Below are 18,281 nucleotides of genomic sequence, written 5' to 3' on the forward strand. Positions count from 1 at the left end.
AGAATTTAGATGGAATTTAATGGAAGTTTGATTAAAGAAAAAAGAAAAGAATTAAAATTAACTCAAGATGATTTAGCTAAGTTAGTGAACTGCAGTCAGCCAATTATCTGTCAAATTGAAAAAAATTGCTATAATCATGAAATTGATGAATCAATTGTGGAAGAAATCTGTGTAGCTTTAGATTTAAGCATACGTGACGTCATTATTGAAAATGAAGATAATGATATTATGAATGTTGATATTATAGAAGAAGTATTCGAAACATCTACATCAATTGATTCGCTTGATAAATATAAGCCTTATTTAGATAGTGATGAAAAAGTTATCCGTTTTAATATCTTAAACGGAATCAAAAAGTGGAAATTATCATATATAGAAGAATCAACTAAAGACTTAGATACAGCATATGAAAAATTCTTAGAATCAAACCAAGAAGTTAATTTAGATATAATGTTTCTTTTAACCATACTATCAATTGGGTACTGTCGACTTAGTCTCTTTAATAAAAGCTTTATTACCATGATGGACATAATAGTTTACTATTATGAACAAGACTTTAAAGATAAAAATTTCAAGTATTGTATGTTACTGTGGTCTCAAATGATGGGATTTTGTATAGTTAAAAATAATATGGCGATATATAAACAACTGTTTAGAATAAAATATGTTGAATTATATTATTATAGTTATAAAAATTATAATGGAATGCCTAGTTTTAGAGAATTAATGGACATGCTTTTGAGGGATGGTTTCATAGAGAATGAAGATGAATTTGAACAGAACATGATGAATCAATATCTAGACAGTAAAAAAAAGAGACACCGGAATTAAACCAATGTCTCAAATGGATTCCAGTGATGGAATCTTTTTTTATTTTTGTACTTTATTTTCTAGGTCTGATTTTACAATTAGTACGTCACATTCAGCAACTCTGGTTACGTAAGAAGCAACTGAACCGATTAGTAGTCTTTCAGCTGCACTTTGACCGTTAGCACCAATAATAATTAAATCAGTATCAAAACGATCAACAAGATCTCTTGAGATGATTGATTTAGGTGCACCGTATTCAATAGTGTAATCAACATTAGTTAATCCGCTGTCCTTAGCTTTTTGCAAATATTTTTCTAAGGAGTTTTTGACCCTAGCTGTTACGTCATCAAGCATTGATGAGTCAAAGTTAGCAAGGTTAGTGAATGATCGAGTATCGATTACGTGAACGATGTGTAAGTCAGCTTCGTTATGTTTAGCGACTTCCAAAGCTTTTTCAAAAGCCAGTTTAGAATTTTTTGAACCATCGATTGGAATCATAATTTGATTGTAATCTTTTAACATATTCTGCCACCTCAAACTATTTTTTTGTAATGAAAGTAACTAATAATAGTTCCATTACCAATATCATTATACAACTTATTACCATGATGATAGTAACAAAAATCAAAGTGGTAACGAAAACTGCTACTGCAGCAAATAAAGCAAGAATTAGATATACAATTCCAAAAAATTTAACTATCTTGGATAAAGCAGAATTGCTTTCTGGATGTAAAAGCATGAAGGGTTTATCTGTATGTTTTATTAAATAGGTACCAATAACGAATAGGATAATGGTAGCTAAAATTAAAAGAACTTTTATTAACATTGTTTACTCCTATTTATCACGTTGAGCGTGAATTAATTTTTCATATTGTTGTTTAAAACTAGCCTCAATTTTTCCGTTGGTCTTTGGTTCGTAGTAGCTATCAGATTTAATTTTATCGGGTAGGTACTGTTGTTTAACCCAATCATTAGGGTAATTATGAGCATATTTATAATCAACGCCATGACCTAGTTTTTTAGCACCAGAGTAGTGGCTATCTTTTAGGTGATTAGGAATTTCTCCATAGTTACCGGTTCTAATTCGACTAATAGCCGCATCGATGGCTTTCATTGCAGAGTTAGATTTAGGTGATAAACAAAGTTCTATAATCGCATTTGCAAGAGGGATGCGTGCTTCAGGAAATCCGACCTTATTAGCAGCTTCAATTGCAGAAACGGTTCTGGAGCAAGCGGCTGGGTTGGCCAATCCGATATCTTCATATGCAATCACCATTAACCGACGACTAATTGAATTTAAATCACCTGATTCAATTAATCTTCCAGCATAGTGTAGAGCGGCATTTACATCAGATCCACGAATTGATTTTTGGAATGCTGAAACAACATCGTAATGAGCATCGCCATCTTTATCTTGAGTTAGTGCTTTTCTTTGTAAACAAGATTCAACATCTTCTAATTTCAATTGAATCAAACCGTCTTTATCAGGTTCTGTAGAATTAGCAGCTAATTCAAGTGCGTTTAGGGCACTTCTTAAATCACCGTTGGTACTGGTGGATAAAAAGCTAATTGCATTGTCATCGATTGCAATATTCATATTACCCAAACCGTTTTCTTTATCAGATAATGATCTTTGAATAGCTGTTTGGATGTCATCTTGTTTAAGTGGATGTACTTCAAATATTTGCGTACGACTTCTGATGGCCGGATTAATATTGATGTATGGATTTTCAGTTGTTGCACCAATTAAAATGATGTTTCCACTTTCTAAAAGGGGAAGTAAGAAGTCTTGCTTAGTTTTATCTAGTCGATGAATTTCATCAAGCAATAGGACAACTGTTCCAGACATCTTTGCTTCTTCAGCAACAATTTGTAGGTCTTTCTTGGTATCGGTAGCAGCATTTAATTGTCTAAATGCATATTTAGTTGATCCAGCAATAGCACTTGCAATACTAGTTTTACCGGTACCAGGAGGTCCGTATAAAATCATAGAAGATAATATTTTCGCTTTAACCATGCGATTAATAATCTTTCCAGGGCCTACTAGGTCTTGTTGTCCAACGATATCTTCAATTTTCTTAGGCCTCATACGATATGCGAGAGGTTGCAAATTATCACGCCCTTATTTGAATAATTTTTTTAATTTAGATAATACTGAGTTATTTTCTGTATTATCTTCTTTTTTAGTATCTGTATTATCTTCTTTTTTAGTATCTGTATTTGAAACTTGTTTGTATTTATCTTCAAAGTCAATTTGGCTTTCATTAATAGATTGATTGTTAGCGTAAACAATTCCATAGTCATCATCGGATGTACGATAGAAAGAATCAGTTCTAATAATGAATTTAACGTTATTAGAAGATGCTGTTTTTAGGTAAGGGGAGATTAGATCGTGATCTAGATTCCCATTGATAATAACTTGATAGTCATGGTTTTTATCTATTTCTGTTTGTAAAGCTTTTATAGCGTCAGGATTTTTTAAATCTTTAATCTTGATACATAGCGCAACGCGTTCTTTAAATGTTCCTAAGTATTCACGTTGTTCATCTGGATTCACTTTAGGGGTTCCGCCCATAGTAGATTGTTCTAATCGGCTACTAACATCATCTTGACTCATAATTAACACTCCTTAAAATGATTTAGTTCTATTTTATCATTAATTACAGTAGGGTAGAAAAAAAGCGTTTTGCAAATGCAAAACGCTTTTTGGAGTCCAACAGGCAATAACCAGAAATTATAGCTTGTTGTAGTATTCAACGATTAGTGATGCATCAATATCAGCATTCATTTCGTCACGTTGAGGTAATCTAGTTAAAGAACCTTCTAGCTTGTCAGCATCGAATGATACGTATTGTGGACGACCAACAACAGCATCAACTGATTCTTTAATAATTTGTAGGTCTTTTGATTTTTCTCGAACTGAAATCACTTGACCGATTTTAACTTCGTATGAAGGGATGTCAACACGTTTACCATCAACAGTAATGTGACCGTGGTTAACTAATTGACGAGCTTGACGACGAGTAGTTGCTAAACCTAAACGGTAAACAACGTTGTCTAGTCTACGTTCTAGTAATACCATGAAGTTATCACCGTGACGACCTTCTCTAATTTTACCCGCACGAGTAAATAGTTTTGAGAATTGACGTTCAGTTAAACCGTACATGAAACGTAGCTTTTGCTTTTCCTTCAATTGGATACCGTATTCTGAAAGCTTACCGCGACGACCTTGACCGTGGTCACCAGGAGCGTATGGGCGACGAGCTAATTCTTTACCAGTACCTGAAAGTGAAATACCAAGACGACGAGAAATTCTCCAACTTGGACCTGTATATCTAGACATAAAAATATCCTCCAATAAAAATAATTATTTGGAGTAAAATAATCACTGTATACTTAGTATTCGTGCATATTGCTTTGCAATTTTCACCTCAGCAGCCGTGAGGGTACTAGTTGAACCTAATAGGCATCAATATGTTGACGAGCTTACCGTATACTGCTGCATTATTTTACACAAAGATTATTTTATGATTAATAGTCTTAATTGTCAATTGTTATATGGTTTTCGAAGACTTTTACAAATTCTTCTAGTAGTTTTTGATCATCTTCTGAGAAACGATTTAAAATAGGAGCATCAATGTCTAATACACCATAGGAAATTCCATCTTTAGAAATTGGAATAACGATTTCAGATTTACTATTTGAATCACATGCAATGTGACCAGGGAATTGATTAACGTCTTCCACTCTAAGTGTCTTGTTTTCTTTAAATGATGTACCACAGACACCATTTCCAACAGGGATGTGAACACAAGCGACCTTACCTTGGAATGGGCCAAGTATTAATTCGTTCTTATCATCTACGTATGTATAAAAACCTGCCCAACTAACATCTTCAAGTTCTTGCATAAGTAATGCCGAAGCATTTGCCATGTTGGCAACATTATTATGTTCGTCAGTTAATAATGCGTCTAATTGTTGTGCTAACATTGAATTGATTTCCATCTCTGAAAAACTCCTTTATATATTGGTAATAGGTATTTTAATAATTATCACGTATGATATAATTAAATAATGTAAATTAGTTTATTATTAAAACATTAAAAATTCAAACAATTAATACAAAAAAATACAATAATACAAAAATAAGGGGATAGATATAAAAATGATTGATTTGGTAATTCTTGGGATAGTAGTTATCTTGGTTATATTTGTAGCTTCATTTATATACAAAAATAGTCTAATTAAAAAAATAGATGATGTTGAATCACACAAAAATCAAATCGCCGACTCAACAGTAGGGGATTCGCTTGAAGCTACTTCTAAAATCAAGTTAAATGGTGAATCATACAATCATTTTAATCAATATAAAGATGAATATAATAAGATTTTTAACACTGAATTATTATCTATCCAACGTGATTTAGATGAGGCTAGAAGATATGCCAGCAGTTTTAAATTACTATCAGCAAATGCATTAGTTACTGACATTATCGAAGATCTTAAAAGAACTGAACAAGTGATTGATAACGTAGAAAAAGGATTATTGCAATTACAAACTCTTGATTCAGAACATAGAGAAGCAGTTGATAATATTGAATCAACTTTAAGAGAAATCAATCAACAATTGCTAGCACAAAATTATTCATTTGGACCAAGTAGTGAAAAACTTGAAGATAAGCTAAATTCTATCAAGGAAGTATATGACGAATTTGTAGAATCAACTGAAAATGGTGACCAAGACAAATCAGAAAAATTATTGGACCAAATTAACGTTTCAATCCAAGAATTAGATGATTTAATGAAGTTAATCCCTGATACATATGCTGCGCTATCAAAGGAATTCCCTAGACAGTTAGATGAAATTGATCGTGGCCATAGTACTATGATTCAAACAGATTACAACTTTATTGATGATGAATTTGAAGAAACACTAAAAGCGCTTAAGGAAGCATGCCAAGATGGATTGAATTCTCTAAGTACTTTGGATATTCCCGAAACTAAGAAAACAAGTAGATACATTGAAGATACTATTGACTCATTATATGAACTTATGGAAAAAGAAATCGTTTCAAAACGTAAGGTTAAAAAGAATCTTAGTTTGATTTATGATTACATTTTTCATGCAAAGAACCAAAATAGAATCTTGCTAGAAGAATTAGATGGATTAAGCAAAAACTACAATTTAGAACATAATGAACTAGAAGATGCTAATGAACTATCTGATAAAATTGAACAAATTGAAAGTATCTACAATGAAGATGCTGAAACTATTACTAACAAGAAGGCTGTTTATTCTGTTATTCAAAGACATCAACAAGATGCCAAGCAAGAACTAAGTGCGATTGAAAAACGTCAAAAAGATATTAATGACTCTGTTGCAGATTTGAGTGAAGAAGAAAGAGTAGCTAGAGATAGCTTACAAAAATTTGATTTACAGTTATTAACAATCAGAAGACGAATTGATAACTTAAATCTTCCAGGTCTAACAGAAGATTTCTTGGAACGTTATGATTATGTATATAACGATGTTCAAAAACTTTCATCATCCATTAATCAAGTTAAGATTAGTATGGATGAAATCAACCAAAAACTAGCTAACATTTCTGATTCAATGAATGATTTAATTCATGATACAGATAATATCGTTGATAGTGCCATGTTAGCTGAAAGATTAATGCAATACGCTAATAGATATCGTAATGATAATGCTGAAATTGACGAAGCATGCGCTAAGGCTAAAGAATACTTTGATATTCGTTTCCAATACGAAAAGAGTTTAGCAACAATTGCAGCTGCAATTGAAAAAGTTAACCCAGGTGCATATAAGCAAATTGAAACAGAATATTACGATGAAAAAAACAACACTAAATAAGAAGAAGTAACGCGTTTAGATCTAAACGTTACTTCTTTTTTTCTGTTATAATGTCTAATATAGCTAAGTCGGACAAATAAAAAAATGAAGAAGGGTAATAATGATATACTTTGACAATAGTGCAACTACTAAACCAGATGATTCTGTAGTAGCGACTTATGATAAAGTAAGTAAGGATTTTTGGGGAAATCCATCTAGTTTACATCAATTTGGTGAACAATCATTTAACTTATTGGAACAATCTAGATCACAAATTGCGAAGTTGCTAGGAGTGCTACCTAGTGAAATTTTATTCACAAGTGGTGGTACGGAAGGTGATAATTGGGCCATTAAGGGAACTGCAATGGAAAAAAGAGCTTATGGTAATCACATTATCACAAGCGCTGTTGAACATCCTGCGGTTAAAAACTCAATTGAACAGCTAACACAATTAGGATTTGAAGCCACATATCTACCAGTTGATGACGAAGGTCGAATATCCGTAGAAGATTTACGAAAAGCAATTAGACCTTCTACAATTTTAGTTAGCATTATGGCTGTTAATAATGAAATTGGGACTATTCAACCCATTAAAGAAGTCGCTGAACTTTTAAAAGACTACCCTAATATCAGTTATCATATTGATGCCGTACAAGGGATTGGTAAAGGAATCCACGACTTAATTTTTAATGATCGTGTTGACTTTGCGACATTCTCTGGACATAAGTTCCACGCTCCAAGAGGGGTTGGCTTTATGTACAAAAGAAGCGGTAAAAAGATTGCGCCACTTATCACGGGTGGTGGCCAAGAAAGAAACTTAAGAAGTAGTACTGAAAACCTACCAGCGATTGCTGCAATGGCAAGAGCGGTTCGTTTATTACTTGATGATCAAGACAAAAAGGTTGCAAAACAACTTGAAATCAAGCAAAATATTCTAAGTCATATTTCTCAATTTGATAAAGTCAAAATTTTCTCAAAGGATAATACAGGATTTGCGCCACACATTCTTTGTTTCGCAATTTTAGGTGTACGTGGCGAAACTGTAGTTCATGCTTTTGAGAGCTTTGGAATTTACATTTCAACTACAAGTGCTTGTTCTTCTAAAAGACATGTTGCTTCAGGTACCTTATCAGCTATGAAAGTTGATGAGGATGAATCAACAAGCGCTGTTAGAATATCTTTGGATGAACATAATTCGTTAGAAGAAGCTAATAAATTTAACGAAGTATTTGATGAATTATATGAAAGATTTAAAAAGATTAACTCTTAGAAAGGAAATCCGTTAATGCAATACACTGAAATAATGGTTAGATACGGTGAATTATCCACAAAGGGTAAAAACCGTAAAGACTTTATTAAGCAATTAGGTAAAAACGTTGATAGAGTATTACATGATTTTGAAAACTTGAAGGTTTCAGCTAAACGAGATCGTTTACATGTTACTTTAAACGGGGATGACTCTGATAAAGTAATTGAAAGATTAAAAGACGTGTTTGGAATTGAAAACTTCTCACCATCAATTAAAGTTGATAAAGACATTGAAGCTGTTAAAGAAATGGCTGTAAAGATGATTAGTAATCAATTTAAGGATGGGATGACATTCAAGATTGATACTCGTCGTCAAGACAAGCATTTTCCTATGGATACTCATGACATCAATGATGCCTTGGGTGGATATATTTTAGAAAATGTTAAGGGAATTAAAGTTCAAATGAAAGATCCTGACATTAAGCTTCGAGTTGAAGTTAGAATGAATGGAATCTTCTTATCAAGCGAAACAATTCCTGGAGCAGGAGGACTTCCAGTTGGTACTGGTGGACGTGCGACAATGATGCTTTCTGGAGGAATTGACTCTCCAGTTGCAGCTTACATGGGGATGAAACGTGGAGTTAAATTAGACATGATTCATTTCTACAGTCCTCCATATACTAGTGAACAAGCACTAGCAAAAGCAAAAGAATTAGCTGGTAAGTTAACTCGTTTTGGTGGAAACATTCAGTTCATTCAAGTTCCTTTTACTGAAATTCAAGAAGAAATTAAAGAAAAGGTTCCTGAAGGTTACTTGATGACCATTCAAAGAAGAATGATGCTAAGATTAGCTGCTAAGCTAACTTTAGATAGACATTGTAAAGGTGTCTTCACTGGTGAATCACTTGGTCAAGTGGCTTCACAAACATTGGAAAGCATGATGGCTATTAATGACGTTACAACTGTACCAGTATTAAAACCATTAATTTCAATGGATAAGACTGAAATCATCAAGATTGCTGAAAAAATTGATACTTATGATTTATCAATTATGCCTTTTGAAGATTGTTGTACTGTCTTTACACCACCTGCACCAAAAACTAAACCTGATTTGGAAAAGACCAGAGCTTGTGAAAAGTTAATTGATGTTGAAGCATTAATGCAAAGATCATTAGAAAAAGTACAAATCATTGATATCAAACCAGGGGAAGAATTCTTGAATGCTCAAGAAGATGTATTCGCTGAACTACTATAATTAATCAAAAAGCTATCTAATCCTTAGATAGCTTTTTTGCTTGCAATTTAATCGTGTAAGTTGTATTTTATTTAACTAGTAAGTCATAACTAAGGAGAATTTAAAATGGAATTAAAATTTTTAGAAAAACCAGTCCAAACAATTAAAGAACCAATGGAAAAAGGGGAAGCTTTACCAGAATTTACTGTATTAGATGCAAAGGGTAACTCATTTACTAATGTTGATTTTAAGGGTAAACCAGCATTGATTTTAACTGTTCCTGATGTGAACTCACGTGCATGTAGTCTAGAAGCAAAGAAATTTAACAGAAAATCAGATAAGTACGAAAACGTTGATTTTTATACTATTTCAAAAAACACTGTTGAAGAACAAAGCGAATGGTGTGCTGCTAAAGGTGTAGAAAGCATGCATTTACTTTCAGATGCTGACAACGACTTTGGAATGGCTTCAGGAACATATGTTAAGGACATCGACGCACTTGCAAGAATGATTTTTGCTATTGATGAAAACGGCGAAATCGTTTACCGTCAAGTTGTTGAAGAAATTGGTTCACAACCTGATTTTAACGAAGCACTTGATGTAGTTGAAAATTTAAATAAATAGAGTTGACGGTTGGCTAAAAATTGTCTAATATAATCTGTATAGAGTTTAAATGCGAAGATCAAGAGAGTAATCTAAGTTCTGCGATATAGAGAAAAGATGATTAGGTGAAACATCTTTCCAGTAATTTAGGTGAAGGTAACTTGTGAGCATTCATATTGATTTTGATAATTTAGATATGAACGGGCCATCGTTAACTGGTTAAGAGAAAGTATGTAAATACTTTAAATTAGGTGGTACCGCGAGCACTTCGTCCTATTAGGATGAGGTGCTTTTTTTATTTACTGGAGGGAAAGCAAATGGCAAAAGAAACAGAAATGTCAACTAAATATGACCATAATGACGTTGAAACTGGACGTTATGAAAAATGGTTAGAACAAGACGTCTTTAAACCAAGTGGTGACAAAAAGGCTAAACCATATTCAATCGTTTTACCACCACCAAATGTTACTGGTAAGCTACATTTAGGTCATGCGTGGGATACAACATTACAAGATATGTTAATTAGACAAAAGAGAATGTTAGGATATGACACTCTTTGGGTTCCTGGTATGGATCATGCTGGTATCGCTACACAAGCTAAAGTGGAAGCTAAGTTGAGAGAACAAGGTATTTCACGTTACGACTTAGGCCGTGAAAAGTTTGTTGATAAAGTATGGGAATGGAAAGATGAATACGCTGCAACTATCAAGAAGCAATGGGCTAAAATGGGATTATCACTAGATTATTCTCGTGAAAGATTCACTTTAGACGATGGTTTATCTGATGCTGTTCGCAAAGTCTTCGTTGATTTATACAACCAAGGATTAATTTACCGTGGTGAATATATCATTAACTGGGATCCACAAGCTCAAACAGCTTTATCAGATATCGAAGTTATTCATAAGGATGACCAAGGTGCCTTTTACCATGTTAAATACCCATTTGTTGATGGAACTACCTTTGATGGTAAAGACTACATTGAAATTGCTACTACCCGTCCAGAAACTATGTTTGGTGACGTTGCAGTTGCTGTTAATCCAAGTGATGAAAGATATAAAGATATTGTTGGTAAGAAGATTATGGTTCCTCTAGTTAATAGAGAAATTCCAATTATTGCTGACCAATATGTTGATCCTGAATTTGGAACAGGGATGGTTAAGATTACACCAGCCCATGACCCTAATGACTTTAAGGTCGGAAATCGTCATGATTTGAAACGTATTAACACCATGAATGGTGACGCAACAATGAATGAAAATGCCGGTAAATACGTCGGTATGGACCGCTTTGATGCTAGAAAAGCAATGGTAGCTGACTTAGAAGAACAAGGATTTATGCTAAAGATTGATCCAATCGTTCACTCTGTTGGTCATTCAGAAAGAACCGGAGTTCAAGTTGAATCAAGACTATCAACTCAATGGTTCGTTAAAATGCAACCACTTGCTGATAAAGCAGTTAAAAATCAATCAACAGATGACAAGGTTAGCTTTGTTCCTGAAAGATTTGAAAATACATTTACTCAATGGATGGACAACATTCATGATTGGGTAATTTCTAGACAATTATGGTGGGGTCACCGTATTCCAGCTTGGTACCACAAAGAAACTGGTGAAATGTACGTTGGAATGGAAGCGCCTAAAGATGTTGAAAATTGGGAACAAGATCCTGATGTTTTAGATACATGGTTCTCATCAGCATTATGGCCATTCTCAACTTTAGGTTGGCCTGATGAAAATTCAGAAGACTTCAAACGTTACTTCCCAACTAATACTTTAGTTACTGGATATGACATTATCTTCTTCTGGGTATCAAGAATGATTTTCCAAAGTCTTACATTTACTGACCGTAGACCATTTAAGGATGTTTTACTTCACGGACTAATGCGTGATGCACAAGGTCGTAAGATGAGTAAGTCTCTAGGTAATGGGATTGACCCAATGGATGTTATCGATAAGTATGGTGTTGATGCTTTACGTTGGTTCTTAGCTACTGGTAATACTGCAGGACAAGACGTAAGATTTAGCTATGAAAAGATTGAATCTGCATGGAACTTCATTAACAAGTTATGGAACGCCAGTCGTTACGTAATTATGAATTTAGGAGATATGGAAAAACCAGAACTTCCTGATTCATCAGAATGGAACTTAGCAGATAAATGGATTTTAAGTAAGCTAAACAGTGTTGTGAACCAAGTTACTGATCAATTTGAAAAGTATAACTTTGGTGAAGCAGGTCGTGCACTATATGACTTCATTTGGAATGACTTCTGTGATTGGTACATCGAAATGAGTAAAGAAACACTTACAGGTGATGATGCCAAAGCTAAAGACAACACTAGAAACATTCTTGCATACACACTGGACAAGATTCTTAAGTTAATGCATCCAATGATGCCATTTGTTACTGAAAAGATTTGGTTAACAATGCCTCATGAAGGTGAATCAATTGTGGTTTCACAATATCCTGTAAACCATGATGAATTCAATGATGCTAAAGCTGAAAAAGATATGTCTGCTTTGATTGAGTTAATTAAGGTAGTAAGAAATATCAGATCACAAGCTAATGCACCAATGTCATCATCAATTGACTTATTAATTAAGACTGATAATGAAGACTTGAAGAATATCTTCAATGAAAACAAGCATTACATTGATAGATTCTGTCATCCAAAAGAATTATCAATTGGATCAGATATCGTTGCTCCTAAGTTAGCGATGACTGGTATTATTACAGATGCTGAAATCAGTATTCCTTTAGCAGAGCTAGTTGATCTTGATGAAGAAATCGCTAGAATTGAAAAGGAAATCGAAACTTATACTTTTGAAGTACAACGTGCTGAAAAGAAACTATCAAACAAAAAATTTGTTGATAACGCTCCAGAAGACGTTGTTAATGCTGAAAAAGAAAAGCAATCTGATAACCAATCTAAACTAGAAGCTGCAAAACAAAGACTAGAAGAAATTAAAAGTCAAAAATAGAAAAGAGCCGGGAGGATTGATGCCCGGCTTTTTTTGAAAGAATGGTGATTTAACAATGGATTATGAAGATGCATTGGCGTTTATTCATGGTAGATATAAATTCAAAAAACATGCTAATTTAGATACAATTAAAAGACTTTTAAAAGAACTTGGTAATCCTGAACAGAAGTTAAAAATAATCCATGTAGGTGGAACTAACGGTAAAGGATCAACAGTATCATATTTAAAAAACATTTTTATGGCTGAAGGGAAAACGGTCGGAACCTTTACATCACCATTCATAACTAGATTCAACGAACGAATTAGTGTTAATGGTGAACCAATTTCTGATGATGATTTAGTTGATTTAGTGGCAACGATTAAGCCAATTGTTGATAAATTGGATGCAGAACTAGCAGAAGATGGACCAACAGAGTTTGAAATAATTACCGCAATGATGTTTTTATTCTTCTCGCAACAACCAATTGATGTGGCGATTGTCGAAGTTGGAATTGGCGGAATTCTGGATTCAACAAATGTGATTACTCCAATTGTTTCAGTTATAACTACTATCGGAATGGATCACATGCAACTTTTAGGTAATACAATTAGAGAAATTTCTGAACAAAAAGCTGGAATAATTAAAGAAAATCGTGCCGTAGTGGTCGGAAATGTATCAGATGAAGCAATGGAAGTTTTTATTTCAAAAGCAAATAATACAAAATCTTCATTATATTCTTTTGGAAATCAATTCACTATTAGTGACTTAAAAAATACCAATAGATGGACGCAGACGTTTGATTATGAAGATAATCAAATTGTGATTAGAAAATTAGAATCACAATTGTTGGGAGAATATCAATCACATAATGCTGCCTGTGCTATCAAAGCGTATTGCTTGTTTAAAGAATTCGCTAATGAAGATGCAAGCAGGGATGTAATTACCAAAGGAATAAAGAAAACAACTTGGCCAGGTCGATTTGAAAGAGTGAATGAATCACCATTAGTAGTATTAGACGGAGCCCATAATGTTGACGCGATGAATCAATTAAAGAAACTAATTAAAAATTATTTTAATGGCACAGAAATATACATTATTATTGGGATTTTATCTGATAAGAGTTATATGGAGATGCTAAACATTATTGGGTCAATAAACAATGCCCATCTGGTATTAACTAAGTTTGAAGCTTACGGAAGTAGACAAAGTGTAGATGTTGATGAAATCGCTAGTTCGATTAAAGCCAAAAATGATGTACAAGTGATTGATGATTGGCATGAAGCAATTGCGACTGTTGCATCTGAAGTATCCGATGATGACATGATATTGGTTACTGGATCACTTTATTTCATATCTGATGTCAGAAAGTTATTTACAAATGAATAAAAAAATCATTAAAATTGAAAAAGTTTAATGATAAATATTGTAAAATCGTATACACTAGAGGATGTTATTAAAATAAAGAAATAACTATGGTATACTGATAAAGTGAATTTAAATATGTATATTTAAAAAGGTGAAATTAAAAATAGCCAGCCAAATGTATTATGAAGGGATGAAAAACTGTGTTTGGATTTGGAACTAAAAACATTGGTATCGATTTAGGTACTGCTAACACAATCGTCTATGTAGATGGTAAAGAAATCGTGTTAAGAGAACCTTCAGTTGTTGCTAAAAACACAAAAACTGGAGAAATTGTTGCAGTTGGACAAGAAGCTAGAGATATGATTGGTCGTACTCCAGCAAGTATTTCTGCTATTAGACCTATGAAAGACGGTGTAATTGCTGATTATGAAACTACTGTTACAATGTTAAAATACTACATTAACAAAGCTGTGGGTAACTCAGGAAAACCATATGTAATGGTTTGTGTACCCAGTGGAATTACAGCCGTTGAAAAGAGAGCCGTTATTGATGCAACTCGTGTTGCTGGAGCAAAGGATGCTTACGTAATTGAAGAACCATTTGCTGCTGCTATCGGTGCAGGTCTTCCTATTATGGATCCAAAAGGTAGCATGGTTGTTGATATTGGTGGTGGAACTACTGATGTTGCAACAATTTCATTAGGTGGAATTGTTTCAAGTAGATCACTACGTGTTGCTGGTGACCGTTTGAATGATGCCATTGCTGCATACATTCGTAAGAACTACAATCTTTTAATTGGTGAAAGAACTGCTGAAAGATTAAAATGGGAAATCGGTTCAGCTTCAGTTGAAGAAGCTAAGAACATGGAAAATGTTACTATCAGAGGTAGATACCTATTAACAGGTTTACCAAAGAGTATCGAAATTACTGCTGAAGATGTTGCTCGAGCAATTGCAGAACCAATCCAAGAAATTATTGGTACTGTAAAGGAAACCCTTGAAGAAACATCACCAGAAATTTCAGCTGATGTTATTGATCATGGAATTGTTTTAACTGGTGGTGGAGCTTTACTAAAGAACTTACCACAAGTTATTTCAGAAGCTACAAAGGTTCCTGTTTCAATTGCTAATAACCCGCTTGATTGTGTTGCAATCGGAACTGGTGAATCACTAAAGAGCATCGACATTATGAAGAGAAAATAGTTTAGATAAGCGGGGAGGATATCTTCCCGCTTATTTGCTAGTTCGGAGGACTTATTATGCGAAAATTTTTCTCCAATCGAAAATGGATGACATTTGCTGTGATTTTTATTATCTGTTTAGCATTTATTTCATTTTCTGTATCCACTAGAAATAAGAAATCAATGCCACCATTTATTCAAAGATTCGGCAATGACGTGGTTGGAATTGTGGGATGGACTGTTTCAGGACCATCTAATGCGTTAAGACATGCAGGTGAAACTGTTAATAATTTAATTAACACATATAAAGAAAACCAAAGACTAAAAGCACAAGTGGAAACTGTAACTGCTACAAAGGTGAGAGACCAAGCATTACAAAAAGAAAACAGTCAGCTAAAACGTGAGTTAGATATCAAAGATGGATTAACTGACTACAACCCAATTGTTGCTGAAGTATTGGTTAGAACACCTTCTGCATGGCAAAATCAATTTGTAATTAATAAAGGTAAATCTGCCGGTATTCAAAAGAATATGTCTGTGTTAGGTGCTAAGGGACTTATCGGAAGAGTGATTGAAGTTAATAACACTAACAGTAAAGTTGAATTAATCTCAGATACTGTTGACTCTGATGATAAGTTCTCTGTTGAAGCAATTAATTCTAGCGGTCAAGTCGTAAATGGAATTATTAACGGGTATGATCGAAAGACTGGTCAATTAATCATTGGTCATTTGAATACAAAAGTGAAACTTAAAGTGAATGATAAGGTATCTACTAATGGTTTAGGTGGATTAACACCAAAGGGAATTTACATTGGTAAAATTGCAAAAGTAACAAGTGATGATTTTGGAACTGCTACTAAAGTGTATGTAAAAACACCTGCCGATATGAACGATTTAGAAGTAGTTACCGTTGTTAATAAATAAATTTTGAGGTGATTAAGCATGAAAAAGTATTATCCAATTAGATATGTATTTATAATTGGTTTATTCATCGCGTTTTTTCTTGATGGATCAATTTCATTAATCTTTAGTCATCTTTTATTTGGTAATTTTGTTTTTGTTCCTAATCTAACTTTCATTTGGCTTTTTTTTGGAATGTACTTTATAAATAGAACCAATGAGCATATTGAGATGTGGGCAGCTATAATCGGGTTAGTCTTCGATTTGTTCTATACTGGAATCATTGGTGTTAATGTTATAATTTTTCCATTGGCTATTTATATCGGAAAGAAATTATACCAATACTTACCAACAAACGTATTAATGGGAATTTTATCATTTGGAATAAATGTAATTTTGATTAATATGCTTTCGTTTGGTTTAAATCGATTAATGCATGCAACAAACTATTCTGGTAGTTATTTTATAATCCATGCAATGATTCCTACTTTAATATTCAATCTAATTATTTTTATGATTTTATTTATTCCAGTGGGAGTATTGTTCGATAGAATTGAATAATTAAACATGATATAAGAGGGAGTATCTAATTAAATGCAATCAGTAGTACTTAAAGGAACAAAAGATGGATATGAGTTAATTTTAAAAGAAACTGCAAGTATTAGAGAGATACTTGTTGATTTAAAACAACTTTTAGAGGATCTTAGCGAAGAAAGTAAGAAAAACAGTAACAAGCTTAGTTTAAATGTTCAATTAGGTAATAGATTAATGTCAGATGGAGCTAAAAATGATATTATTAAGTTAGTTGAGGAATATGACAATTTAGAAATTGGCAATTTTTTAACTAATGTTATTACCAAAGAAGAATCTCAAAAGATTATGGCGCAAAATAACGTTGATGTTATGAGTAGAGTCATAAGAAATGGTCAAGAAGTAAACATCGATGGTGATGTTTTGTTCTTTGGTAAAATCCATGAAGGTGGTAAATTATTTGCTACTGGAAATATTTACAATATGGGAATTGTTGAAGGAATCGTTCAAGCAGGATTTCCAGATGATGAAAGTAAGCTAATAATTGGTAATTTACATACTGCTCAGCAAGTTCGCGTGGGTGAACAATACGATATTGTTTCTGATAAGCCAATTGAAGACTCTGAAAAAACAGTTGTATATGTAAATGATCTACATGTTTTAAGCTATGGTAAAATAAAAAATCTAAAAGAGATTAATCCTAAGTTCTTTAATCGAATTGGAGGTATTGAGTAATGGGAAAAGCCATTGTAATTACATCAGGTAAAGGTGGAGTTGGTAAGACAACTTCAAGTGCAAATGTCGGAATTGCGTTAGCAATGATGGGTAAAAGAGTTTGTTTAATCGATTTAGATATCGGTTTGAGAAATCTAGATGTTGTAATGGGATTAGATAATCGTGTTATGTACGACATCGTTGATGTGGCAACTGGAAGAGTAAAGCTAGTTCAAGCAATGGTAAAAGACAAACGTTTCGATGATTTGTTATACCTATTACCAGCTGCACAAAATACTGATAAAACTGCTTTAAATGAAGAACAAGTTAAAAGTATCGTTGACGAATTAAAACCTGATTTTGATTATGTATTTATTGATTGTCCTGCCGGTATCGAACAAGGATTTATCAATGCTGTATCAGGTGCCGATGGTGCGATTGTTGTTACTACACCTGAAATTTCAGCAGTTCGTGATGCTGATAGAGTAATTGGTTTATTAGAACAACATCCATTACAAGAAACACCTAAACTAATTATCAACCGTATTAGAAAGTCACTAATGAACGATGATAACTATATGGATGTGGATGAAATTACCACTCATCTTGGAATTGATTTATTAGGAATCATTTTAGATGATGATAAGGTAATTAGTACTTCTAACCATGGTGAATCAATTGTTATGAACCCTGATAATCCAACTGCTCAAGGATACAGAAACGTAGCTAGAAGACTTGAAGGAGAAACTGTTCCTTTAATGAAAATTGATGCTTCAAAAGAAAGTACTTGGGATAAATTTAAGCACTTATTTAAACGTAATTAATATAATTATTGATTAAATGATAATTATAAGTTATTCTATTAACATTAAAACTTTGATCAG

General features: G+C 33.2%; 17 protein-coding genes and 2 other annotated features (1 of these 19 only partly in view). Of the genes, 12 read left to right on the plus strand and 5 right to left on the minus strand.

Features of this window, described 5'->3' with window-relative positions:
* Positions 1 to 9 precede the first annotated feature (9 nt).
* The gene (locus ABWU86_RS00405; RefSeq protein WP_293793810.1) at positions 10 to 831 is read left to right on the plus strand and encodes a helix-turn-helix domain-containing protein; all 822 of its coding nucleotides are present in this window, start codon (positions 10 to 12) and stop codon (positions 829 to 831) included.
* A 39-nt stretch (positions 832 to 870) separates the two neighbouring features.
* Here the strand turns inward: ABWU86_RS00405 and ABWU86_RS00410 are convergent, their stop codons facing one another.
* The 5 genes from ABWU86_RS00410 to ABWU86_RS00430 all read right to left on the minus strand — a co-directional run bounded on the left by ABWU86_RS00410 (position 871) and on the right by ABWU86_RS00430 (position 4,815).
* A complete protein-coding gene (locus ABWU86_RS00410; protein WP_053949846.1) occupies positions 871 to 1,332 on the minus strand; it encodes a universal stress protein in 462 nt (153 codons plus the stop codon).
* A gap of 313 nt (positions 1,333 to 1,645) precedes the next feature.
* Entirely contained in the window at positions 1,646 to 2,899 is a 1,254-nt protein-coding gene (locus ABWU86_RS00415) for a replication-associated recombination protein A (protein WP_293793877.1), read from the minus strand.
* Between the two features lie 33 nt (positions 2,900 to 2,932).
* Positions 2,933 to 3,427 carry a YueI family protein gene (locus tag ABWU86_RS00420; protein WP_353320854.1) on the minus strand — a complete coding sequence of 165 codons (495 nt, stop codon included), beginning with the start codon at positions 3,425 to 3,427 and terminating at the stop codon, positions 2,933 to 2,935.
* Positions 3,428 to 3,544: 117 nt separating this feature from the next.
* Positions 3,545 to 4,153, minus strand: a complete 609-nt coding sequence (gene rpsD, locus ABWU86_RS00425) for a 30S ribosomal protein S4 (protein ID WP_053949849.1) — start codon at positions 4,151 to 4,153, stop codon at positions 3,545 to 3,547.
* A 197-nt stretch (positions 4,154 to 4,350) separates the two neighbouring features.
* Positions 4,351 to 4,815 carry a GAF domain-containing protein gene (locus ABWU86_RS00430; RefSeq protein WP_293793484.1) on the minus strand — a complete coding sequence of 155 codons (465 nt, stop codon included), beginning with the start codon at positions 4,813 to 4,815 and terminating at the stop codon, positions 4,351 to 4,353.
* A gap of 160 nt (positions 4,816 to 4,975) precedes the next feature.
* Between ABWU86_RS00430 and ABWU86_RS00435 the strand changes: the two genes are divergently transcribed.
* The 11 genes from ABWU86_RS00435 (at position 4,976) to minD (ending at position 18,221) form a co-directional block, all read left to right on the plus strand.
* On the plus strand, positions 4,976 to 6,685 hold the full coding sequence (locus ABWU86_RS00435) for a septation ring formation regulator EzrA (RefSeq protein WP_353320857.1): 1,710 nt from the start codon (positions 4,976 to 4,978) through the stop codon (positions 6,683 to 6,685).
* Positions 6,686 to 6,785: 100 nt separating this feature from the next.
* The gene (locus tag ABWU86_RS00440) at positions 6,786 to 7,934 is read left to right on the plus strand and encodes a cysteine desulfurase family protein (protein WP_353320859.1); all 1,149 of its coding nucleotides are present in this window, start codon (positions 6,786 to 6,788) and stop codon (positions 7,932 to 7,934) included.
* Between the two features lie 15 nt (positions 7,935 to 7,949).
* The gene (gene thiI / locus ABWU86_RS00445) at positions 7,950 to 9,167 is read left to right on the plus strand and encodes a tRNA uracil 4-sulfurtransferase ThiI (protein WP_053949853.1); all 1,218 of its coding nucleotides are present in this window, start codon (positions 7,950 to 7,952) and stop codon (positions 9,165 to 9,167) included.
* A 105-nt stretch (positions 9,168 to 9,272) separates the two neighbouring features.
* Complete coding sequence (locus tag ABWU86_RS00450; RefSeq protein WP_293793489.1) at positions 9,273 to 9,770, plus strand: peroxiredoxin; 498 nt, start codon at positions 9,273 to 9,275, stop codon at positions 9,768 to 9,770.
* 45 nt (positions 9,771 to 9,815) lie between these two features.
* Positions 9,816 to 10,028 (plus strand) — a binding site (T-box leader).
* Between the two features lie 38 nt (positions 10,029 to 10,066).
* Positions 10,067 to 12,727 carry a valine--tRNA ligase gene (locus ABWU86_RS00455; protein WP_353320862.1) on the plus strand — a complete coding sequence of 887 codons (2,661 nt, stop codon included), beginning with the start codon at positions 10,067 to 10,069 and terminating at the stop codon, positions 12,725 to 12,727.
* Positions 12,728 to 12,782: 55 nt separating this feature from the next.
* Positions 12,783 to 14,093, plus strand: coding sequence for a bifunctional folylpolyglutamate synthase/dihydrofolate synthase (locus ABWU86_RS00460; RefSeq protein WP_353320864.1), 1,311 nt, complete (start codon positions 12,783 to 12,785; stop codon positions 14,091 to 14,093).
* A gap of 179 nt (positions 14,094 to 14,272) precedes the next feature.
* Complete coding sequence (locus ABWU86_RS00465) at positions 14,273 to 15,274, plus strand: rod shape-determining protein (RefSeq protein WP_293793492.1); 1,002 nt, start codon at positions 14,273 to 14,275, stop codon at positions 15,272 to 15,274.
* A 56-nt stretch (positions 15,275 to 15,330) separates the two neighbouring features.
* Complete coding sequence (gene mreC, locus ABWU86_RS00470; protein ID WP_293793493.1) at positions 15,331 to 16,176, plus strand: rod shape-determining protein MreC; 846 nt, start codon at positions 15,331 to 15,333, stop codon at positions 16,174 to 16,176.
* Between the two features lie 18 nt (positions 16,177 to 16,194).
* Positions 16,195 to 16,713 carry a rod shape-determining protein MreD gene (gene mreD, locus ABWU86_RS00475; protein ID WP_293793496.1) on the plus strand — a complete coding sequence of 173 codons (519 nt, stop codon included), beginning with the start codon at positions 16,195 to 16,197 and terminating at the stop codon, positions 16,711 to 16,713.
* A gap of 33 nt (positions 16,714 to 16,746) precedes the next feature.
* Positions 16,747 to 17,418 (plus strand): septum site-determining protein MinC, encoded by a 672-nt coding sequence (locus ABWU86_RS00480; RefSeq protein WP_293793498.1) that lies wholly within the window; start codon positions 16,747 to 16,749, stop codon positions 17,416 to 17,418.
* Complete coding sequence (gene minD, locus ABWU86_RS00485; protein ID WP_353320868.1) at positions 17,418 to 18,221, plus strand: septum site-determining protein MinD; 804 nt, start codon at positions 17,418 to 17,420, stop codon at positions 18,219 to 18,221. Before ABWU86_RS00480 ends, minD begins: the two co-directional genes overlap by 1 nt.
* A 43-nt stretch (positions 18,222 to 18,264) precedes the next feature.
* Positions 18,265 to 18,281 (plus strand) — a binding site (T-box leader) (it continues 207 nt past the right edge of the window).

The organism is Apilactobacillus pseudapinorum (genome assembly GCF_040369555.1).
Classification (GTDB): Bacteria; Bacillota; Bacilli; order Lactobacillales; family Lactobacillaceae; genus Apilactobacillus.